Origin of the sequence: Pseudoflavonifractor phocaeensis (assembly GCF_016901735.1) — a bacterium.
Taxonomy (GTDB): domain Bacteria; phylum Bacillota; class Clostridia; order Oscillospirales; family Oscillospiraceae; genus Pseudoflavonifractor_A.
Window position 1 is genome coordinate 34922 of record NZ_JACLZC010000022.1, and the last position, 6544, is coordinate 41465.

7 protein-coding genes are annotated in these 6544 nt (G+C 63.6%); all 7 read left to right on the forward strand.

Annotation, left to right across the window (positions count from 1 at the left end; all coding sequences use genetic code 11):
* Window positions 1-63 precede the first annotated feature (63 nt).
* Window positions 64-1464 carry an alanine/glycine:cation symporter family protein gene (locus H7U37_RS06635; RefSeq protein WP_204874591.1) on the forward strand — a complete coding sequence of 467 codons (1401 nt, stop codon included), beginning with the start codon at window positions 64-66 and terminating at the stop codon, window positions 1462-1464.
* A 61-nt stretch (window positions 1465-1525) separates the two neighbouring features.
* On the forward strand, window positions 1526-2101 hold the full coding sequence (locus H7U37_RS06640) for a uracil-DNA glycosylase (protein WP_204874593.1): 576 nt from the start codon (window positions 1526-1528) through the stop codon (window positions 2099-2101).
* Window positions 2102-2394: 293 nt separating this feature from the next.
* Window positions 2395-2874, forward strand: a complete 480-nt coding sequence (locus H7U37_RS06645) for an Lrp/AsnC family transcriptional regulator (protein WP_204874594.1) — start codon at window positions 2395-2397, stop codon at window positions 2872-2874.
* Window positions 2871-4064 (forward strand): aminotransferase class I/II-fold pyridoxal phosphate-dependent enzyme, encoded by a 1194-nt coding sequence (locus H7U37_RS06650; protein ID WP_204874596.1) that lies wholly within the window; start codon window positions 2871-2873, stop codon window positions 4062-4064. Before H7U37_RS06645 ends, H7U37_RS06650 begins: the two co-directional genes overlap by 4 nt.
* Before the next feature lie 31 nt (window positions 4065-4095).
* Window positions 4096-4701, forward strand: a complete 606-nt coding sequence (thrH, locus tag H7U37_RS06655) for a bifunctional phosphoserine phosphatase/homoserine phosphotransferase ThrH (protein WP_204874598.1) — start codon at window positions 4096-4098, stop codon at window positions 4699-4701.
* A 30-nt stretch (window positions 4702-4731) separates the two neighbouring features.
* On the forward strand, window positions 4732-6006 hold the full coding sequence (locus tag H7U37_RS06660) for a DUF1015 domain-containing protein (protein WP_204874600.1): 1275 nt from the start codon (window positions 4732-4734) through the stop codon (window positions 6004-6006).
* A 30-nt stretch (window positions 6007-6036) separates the two neighbouring features.
* Window positions 6037-6544, forward strand: a 508-nt coding sequence (gene ispE, locus H7U37_RS06665; protein WP_204874602.1) for a 4-(cytidine 5'-diphospho)-2-C-methyl-D-erythritol kinase, incomplete at its 3' end; no start/stop codon positions are given.

Genomic DNA, 6544 nt, shown 5'->3' on the forward strand with positions numbered 1-6544 from the left:
CGCGTGCGTGCGCCGTGCGCGGGCGTCCGGGGGCTCCGGACCAAAGGAAAGGGAGCGGTTATCATGGATTTGGATCTGATTTGGGACAACTTGGTGACGGCATCGGACCAATTGGCCGGCGTCGTCAAAATCGCCAGCGATTTTGTATGGGATAATATCCTCATCTATGTGCTGGTGCTGGGCGGCATCTTCTTTACCGTCCGTCTGGGCTTCGTGCAGGTGCGCAAGTTCGGCGAGGGCTGCCGCCGTCTCTTCGGCGGCTTCAACCTGTTTGGCAAAAAGGCCAGTAAAGACGGCATGAGCTCCTTCCAGGCCCTGGCCACCGCCATCGCCGCCCAGGTGGGCACCGGCAACATCACCGGCTGCGCCACCGCCCTGGTCTCCGGCGGCCCCGGCGCCATCTTCTGGATGTGGCTGGCCGCCTTCTTCGGCATGGCCACCATCTACGCCGAGGCCATCCTGGCCCAGCGCTTCAAGACCAAGGACGAAAACGGCCACGTGGTGGGCGGACCCGTCTACTACATCCGCGCCGCCTTCCAGAACAAGTTCGGCAAATTCCTGGCCGGCTTCTTCTCCGTGGCCCTTATCCTGGCCCTGGGCTTTATGGGCAATATGGTCCAGTCCAACTCCATCAGCGACGCCTTTTATACCGCCTTCGGCATCCCAAAGATTGCGGTGGGCCTCATCGTGGCCGCCGTGGCCGCCTTCATCTTCCTGGGCGGCGTCAAGCGCATCGCCTCCGTTACCGAGAAGATCGTCCCCCTGATGGCCGCCATCTACATCGTGGGCAGCCTCATCGTCATCATCGCCAACTGGCGCAACATCCCCGCCACCTTCGTCCATATCTTCCAGGGCGCCTTCAACCCCCAGGCCGTGCTGGGCGGCGCCGCCGGCATCACCATGCGGGAGGCCATGCGCTACGGCGTGGCCCGGGGCCTCTTCTCCAATGAGGCCGGCATGGGCTCCACCCCCCACGCCCACGCCATCGCCAAGGTGGACAAGCCCCAGGACCAGGGCGTGGTGGCCATGATCGGCGTGTTCATCGACACCTTTATCGTCCTCACCCTCACCGCCCTGGTGATGCTCACCACCAACGCCGTGGACAGCGGCGCCCAGGGCACCGCCCTGGCCCAGACCGCCTTCCGCAGCCTGTACGGCTCCTTCGGCAACGCCTTTGTGGCCATTTGTATGTTCTTCTTCGCCTTCTCCACCATCATCGGCTGGTACTTCTTCGGAGAGCAGAACGTCCGCTACCTCTTCGGACAGAAGGCCGTTAAGGCCTACGCCGCCATCGTGGTGGTGTGCGTGGTCATCGGCTCCTGCCTCAAGCTGGATCTGGTGTGGAATATGGCCGACTTCTTCAACGGCATTATGGTCCTGCCCAACCTGATCGCCCTGGTGGCCCTCTCCGGCCTGGCGGTGCGCATCCACAAGGGGGAGGACGACCGCCTGCCCCAGCCCTGACCCAGCCGCTTTCCTCCCGGCGGTCCTTTGTGGTACAATAGGACCGAAAGGAGGAGAGGCTATGCTCAGCTGGGAAGCGCTCTACGCGGCGTGCCAGTCCTGCCAGCGCTGCCCCCTGGCCCAGACCCGCACCAACGTGGTGTTCGGCGAGGGACCCAGGGACGCCGAGGTCATGTTCGTGGGCGAGGGACCGGGCGAGCAGGAGGATCTGACCGGCCGGCCCTTTGTGGGACGGGGCGGACAGTTTTTGGACCAGATGCTGGAGATGATCGACCTGGACCGAAGCCGGATCTTCATCGGCAACATGGTCAAATGCCGCCCGCCGGGCAACCGGGACCCCCTGAACACCGAGCAGGAGGCCTGCATCGGCTACCTGCGCAACCAGGTGGCCCTGATCCGGCCGAAAATCATTGTCTGCCTGGGACGGATCGCCGCCATGCGCCTCATCCGGCCCGACTATAAGATCACCAAGGAGCACGGGCAGTGGGTGGAAAAGGCCGGGGTCCGGATGACCGCCATTTATCACCCCGCCGCCCTGCTCCGCGACCCCGCCAAACGCCCCGATACCTTTGCGGATCTGCGCGCCATCCGGCAGATGATCCGCCAGATCTGTACCCGCACCTATCCCCAGCCCTAGCGGCCGGGGAGAACCGGCGCGGCGGAGAGGCTGCGCAGGCCGCGGCCATGCTCCGGCCCCGGACCGTTGGTCCGGGACCGGAGCTTTTTTTGCCCCTTTGCCCCGGGAGAAAAATCGACGGGTTAGGCTGGAAATATTCAACAAAATGGATTAAAATAGAGAAAGAATTTTGTGCATCTCGCCCTTCTTCCCCGCTTTACAAAGGCAAAGTATTGTCTTTGCCGCATTTATTGGAGTATAATGAAAAAATCATAACCTGGAGTGCATCACCCCAAAGAGAGGAGCGCGCATCTATGAAAAAGCTGTTGCAGCTGCTGGAGGAAGATTGTACCCTCACCACCGCACAGTTGGCATCCATGTCCGGCATGTCCGAGGAGCAGGTCAAGGACGCCATCCGCGCCTATGAGGAAGATAAAGTCGTGTTGGGCTATAAGGCCATTGTGGACTGGGACCGGACCGACCGGGAGAGCGTGACCGCCCTCATCGAGGTCAAGGTCACCCCCCAGCGCAACGAGGGCTTCGACCGGGTGGCCGAGCGGATCTATCAGTATGACGAGGTGGAGAGCGTCTACCTGATGTCCGGCGCCTTTGACCTGACCGTCATCATCTCCGGCCGTACCCTGAAGGAGGTGGCCCAGTTCGTGGGTCAGCGCCTGGCCACCCTGGAGGGCGTCACCGGCACCGCAACCCACTTTATCCTCAAAAAATACAAAGAAAAGCACCTCATTTTTGAAAAGCGCGAGGAGCAGGAGAGGGAGTGGATTTTCGTATGAACTATGAGCAATTGATGTCCAAGCGAATCCAGGAGGTCCAGCCCTCCGGCATCCGCAAGTTTTTCGATATTTTGGAGGAGATGAAGGACGCCATCTCCCTGGGCATCGGCGAGCCCGACTTCATCACCCCCTGGCACATCCGCGACGCCGGCATCTACTCCCTGGAAAAGGGCTTTACCAAATATACCTCCAACGCCGGTATGTCCGAGCTCCGCCGGGAGATCGCCGCCTACCTCAACCGCCGCTTTGACCTCCAGTACGACTTCGCCCATGAGGTCATCGTCACCGTGGGCGGCAGCGAGGCCATCGACCTGGCCCTGCGCTGCCTCATCAACCCCGGCGACGAGGTCATCGTGCCCGTCCCCTCCTTCGTCTGCTACGGGCCCCTCACCTCCATGGTCGGCGGCACCCCCGTCTACGTGGAGACCAAGGCCGAAAACGAGTTCCGCCTCACCGCCGACGAGCTCCGCGCCGCCATCACCCCCAAGACCAAGGCGCTGGTCCTCCCCTTCCCCAACAACCCCACCGGCGGCATCATGGAGCGGGCCGACCTGGAGGCCATCGCCCAGGTCCTGGAGGGCACCGACATTATGGTCCTCTCCGACGAGATCTACGCCGAGCTGACCTACGGCCAGCACCACGTCTCCCCCGCCAACCTGCCTCAGCTCAAGGACCGCACCATCCTGGTCAACGGCTTCTCCAAGAGCCACGCCATGACCGGCTGGCGCATGGGCTACGTCTGTGGGCCCGCCCCCATCATTCAGCAGATGCTCAAGCTCCACCAGTTCGGCATCATGTCCGCCCCCACCACCAGCCAGTATGCCGCCATCGAGGCCATGCGCAACGGCGACGCCGACATCGAGCGGATGCGGGACGAGTACGACGGCCGCCGCCGCTACCTGGTGGAGGGCCTGCGCCGCATCGGCCTGCCCTGCTTCGAGCCCAGAGGCGCTTTCTATGTGTTCCCCGACATCCGTCCCACCGGCCTCTCCTCCGAGGAGTTCTGCGAGCGCTTCCTCATGGAGGAGAAGGTGGCCGTCATCGCCGGCAACGCCTTCGGCCCCGGCGGCGAGGGCTTCGTCCGCTGCTGCTACGCCACCAGCATGAAGGACATCGCCGAGGCCCTCACCCGGATGGACAATTTCCTCAACAACCTGCGCAAAAAGCAGGCCAGACAACAAGCCCAATAACCGATCGAAAACCGATAGAAGGAGGTCCCCCATGTTTATCACCTGCCTGGATATGGAGGGCGTTCTGGTCCCCGAGATCTGGATCGCCTTCGCAGAGGCCGCCGGTATCCCTCAGCTCATGCGTACCACCCGGGATGAGCCAGACTATGACAAGCTCATGCGCTTCCGCATCGACATCTTGAAGGATCACCACCTGGGTCTCAAGGAGATCCAAGACACCATCCGGACCATTGAGCCCCTCCCCGGGGCCAAGGAATTTCTGGACGAGCTGCGCTCCTTCAGTCAGGTCATCATCCTCAGCGATACCTTTGAGCAGTTCGCCCAGCCCCTGATGAAAAAGCTGGGCTGGCCCACCCTCTTCTGCAACACCCTGGAGGTGGACCCCGACGGCACCATCACCGGCTTCCAGATGCGCTGCCCCCAGTCCAAGCTGACCACCGTCAAGGCCCTCCAGTCCATCGGGTATGACACCATCGCCGCCGGTGACAGCTTCAACGATCTGGGCATGATCCAGGCCAGCAAGGCCGGCTTCCTCTTCAAGAGTACCGAGCAGATCAAGGCCGATCACCCCGAGCTGCCCGCCTATGAGACCTTTGACCAGCTCCTGGCCGCCATTCGCCAAGCCATGGAACACTGATAACCTCTGTTCTGGGAAGTGAGGAGAACCATGAAAGATTTATTCGACGGACTTGCCTTCACCCCCGCCGAGCTCCTGCTGCCCCGCAACTGCGACCTGATGCGCTGGTCCGTGGTGGCCTGCGATCAGTATACCTCCCAGCCCGAGTACTGGCAGAGAGTGGCCGCGTTCGTGGGGACCGCACCCTCCACCCTGGCCCTCATCCTGCCGGAAAGCTGCCTGGACGGCCCCAATGTGGAGACCGACATCGTGGAGGTCAACAACACCATGACCCGTTACCTCCGGGAGGAACGCTTTGAGCAGCTGGGGGAGACCATGATCTATGTGGAGCGCCGTCTCCGGGACGGGGGCGTCCGCCGGGGCTTGGTGGGCAAGCTGGATCTGGAGCGCTATGACTACGAGCGCTCCGCCCAGACCCTGGTGCGCTCCACCGAGGGCGTGGTGCCCTCCCGCATCCCGCCCCGGGTGGCGGTGCGCAAAAACGCGCCCCTGGAACTGCCCCACGCCATGATTTTGGTGGACGACCCGAAAAATACCCTCTTTGACCCCCTGACCGCCGCCAAGGACCGGATGGAACGCCTCTATGACTTCGATCTCATGGAGGGCGGCGGACACCTGACCGGCTGGCGGCTGGGACCGGATCAGCTGGCCGCCGCCGCCGCCGCCATCCGGGGGCTGGAGGACCCCAAGACCTTCCAAAGCCGCTACGGCGACCATCCCGTTCTGGCCTACGCCGTGGGAGACGGGAACCACTCTCTGGCCACCGCCAAGGAGTGTTATGAGCGGCAAAAGCGCCTGGTCCCCGCCGATCAGCGGGCCGGCCTCCCCGCCCGCTACGCCCTGGTGGAGATCACCAACCTGCACGATGAGAGCCTGGTCTTTGCCCCCGTCCACCGCATTCTCTGCGGCGTGGAGCCGGAGCGGGTGCTCGGCGCCCTGAAGGAGGCCTTCCCCGGAGCCTACGACGGCGTGGGTCAGGGACACGTGTTCCATTATGTGACCCACGGCAGAGAGGGAGACATCACCGTCCCCCACCCCACAACCCAGCTGCCTTTGGCTGCCCTCCAGCCCTTCCTGGACCGCTATATCCAGCACAACGGCGGCAGCATGGATTATATCCACGGCGAGGACGTCCTCCGCGCCCTGGCCGACCGGCCCGGCTGCCTGGGCTTCCTCCTGCCCGTCATCGACAAGGACAGCTTCTTCGGCAGCATCGTCCGGGACGGCGTCCTCCCCCGCAAGACCTTTTCCATGGGACAGGCCCACGATAAGCGCTTTTACCTGGAGGCCCGCAAGATCCGCTGACACCCCAATTCAGAGAAATGAGGGAGCGACATGGCATCCATCCAGCGTTTGGCTCCGGCAAAACTGAATCTCACCCTGGACGTCCTGGGACTGCGGCCGGACGGTTACCATGACCTGGCCATGGTCATGCAGTCCGTCGCCCTGGGCGATCAGGTCACCATCACCACCGGCGGCCCGGAGGGCATCCGGGTGGCCTCCAACCTGCCGTTTCTTCCCACCGGACCCACCAACCTGGCCGCCGCCGCCGCTATCCGCCTGTGCGAGTACGCAGGCGTGGACTGGAACGGCACCGACATCCGGCTGGAAAAGGTGGTCCCCGTCTGCGCCGGCCTGGGCGGGGGCAGCTCCGACGCCGCCGCCGTCCTCCTGGCCCTCAACGAGCTTTTGGCGCTGCACGTCCCACAGGAGCGGCTCCTTGCTCTGGCGGCTCAGGTGGGCTCCGACGTGCCCTACTGCGTCATGGGCGGCACCGCCCTGGCCAGGGGGAGAGGAGAAGTGCTCACCCCGTTGACCCCCCTCCCCCGGTGCGAGGCCGTCC